Source organism: Oleiphilus sp. HI0043 (assembly GCF_001634935.1).
The window spans coordinates 1-1,880 of the sequence record NZ_LWEY01001185.1 but is presented as its reverse complement, the minus strand read 5'-3'; the positions used below and the strand labels follow the sequence as shown (position 1 = coordinate 1,880).

Sequence of the window (1,880 nt, the reverse complement as noted above, 5' to 3'; positions counted from 1 at the left end):
AATTAAGTTGACGACTTTACCGGATTCCCTAGGAACACACCACCGACGAAGCCTCTACAAATTAAAATGTACCTGAGAAACTTAAACAGCGGAGCGGAACAGCGGGAAACCGTGCCACTTACCCTAAAAACTTAAACGGAGGAATGTATGAAAAGAAACGAGCACTCCTTGCCGAATATTGAGCCTTAAACCTAAAGGCCAAAAAACATTTAACGCTTTTATAAACGGCGCGCGTCTTTTTGCGCGTCCAGTGCAGCCCACGTTCCTTTGTGGGCGGAACGAGGTTTGATAAACTTGTTAGGCACTTAGCAGTTTAACGGGTACAAGAAAATACCTTTTGTTTTTGTAAAAAGGATATCTTCAAGCAAGTGCTCTTTGCCCCGCACGATAATTTTTATAGCTTCTATTCTTAGCTCTTCAATTGAGATATCTGTAAGCTCAACACTTGAGACATATGACTCATAATACTCTCTGAAATATAACCTCTGTTTATCTTCATGATCGGCTCTGTCCATGACTGTGTTGGAAGGGTAATCTATGCTTTCGATCTCGCTAGAATTATATCTATCTACGTACCTGTACCTTGTAAAATGATCAAGCTTTAAAGATAACTCGTTAGAATCAGCGTAGGCGGTTATAGTTTGTGCTGGCCAAATTGCATTTGAGTCATCGTAAACGCGTATAGATATATAAAGCGTGGACAATGAGTTTACGCTACCCACACTAAAATCAACTTTAACGTCGTCTAATTCATAAACCAGCTTACTTTTTGCGCCTACGCTTCCGTGACATAACTCTCTCTCAGCACTTGCCCCTTCGGCCTGAGGATAAAAATACTCATCAGGTAAAATGACACAGGACGTTAATAGAATTGAACATATCAGAAGTAAAAAATGTTTGATCATGATTATTTTTGCCTAACGCCTTTAGCAGCGGCGAGTGAAACGAGTCCAGCCCACGGCCCTTTGTGGGCGATGCTGGCTAAACTGGTTAAATGTTTTAATACGCATAGCTACCGACCATGCCACTTTTTTAATGCTGACTTTACTACAGGCCAGTTTTCAAACTCTTTGATATGCCTAGAGTGCTCGAACTCATCACAGTTTTCGATGAACTCGGAACGTATACCTGAAATAAATTGCTTACTGTTTATTGTTAGTTTAGCGATCTCAGTGTCGCTTAACTCAATATTCACGCTACGGGTGCCAAACCTTAATTCGAGACACAAACACAGAAATTCTCGACCACCACTACATTGGTAGTGAATGTATTCGTAAGGCGCCATTGAGACTACCTTCATATCGTCTGGTTGAGCAATATCCATAGCTTACCTATGACATTTAACGCCTTGCGAATGGGCGAGTGGCGCGCAGCAAAGCGAGTCCAGCCCCGGGTGTTTTTCCGGGGCGAACATTGCGCAACTTGTTAGGTGGATAATACATCACTATCTATTACCACCGGCTACCCATACCTGATGATGCTCTTGTTCTAATAACTTTCGAAGCTTTCCAGTTTTAGAAAATAAGACCAAACAAATAATGCATCCTACTGGAGGCATAAACCAGAGAGAGGATATCAGTTGTTTTTTTAAAACTGGATCAATTCTTTTTAATCGAGAAATCTTAATCGTGTAAATCAAAGCTGGAATTAGCCAAATGAATAGAGCCACTACCAAAAATATTGCGATCAAAATTTCAACATCTGAGTCCATGCGAACACCTAACGCTTTTATAAACGGCGCACGGCTCTATCGTGCGTCCAACGCAGGCCACGTGTTTTTGTGGCCGGAGTGATGTTTGATGAACTGGTTAGATGTTTTAGAACGACCAACTACACCAAACACCACGTTAAAACCAAAGTGCTTGCCCAGAGACAAAAAC

Annotated in this window: 3 protein-coding genes; all 3 read right to left on the bottom strand. The window is 41.6% G+C overall.

Annotation, left to right across the window (positions count from 1 at the left end; all coding sequences use genetic code 11):
* Positions 1-305 precede the first annotated feature (305 nt).
* A complete protein-coding gene (locus A3729_RS13685; RefSeq protein WP_068634000.1) occupies positions 306-905 on the bottom strand; it encodes a hypothetical protein in 600 nt (199 codons plus the stop codon).
* A 107-nt stretch (positions 906-1,012) separates the two neighbouring features.
* On the bottom strand, positions 1,013-1,324 hold the full coding sequence (locus A3729_RS13680; RefSeq protein ID WP_068633999.1) for a hypothetical protein: 312 nt from the start codon (positions 1,322-1,324) through the stop codon (positions 1,013-1,015).
* 120 nt (positions 1,325-1,444) lie between these two features.
* Positions 1,445-1,711: a hypothetical protein gene (locus tag A3729_RS13675; protein WP_068633817.1), complete on the bottom strand. Its 267-nt coding sequence runs from the start codon at positions 1,709-1,711 to the stop codon at positions 1,445-1,447.
* Between the last annotated feature and the right edge of the window lie 169 nt (positions 1,712-1,880).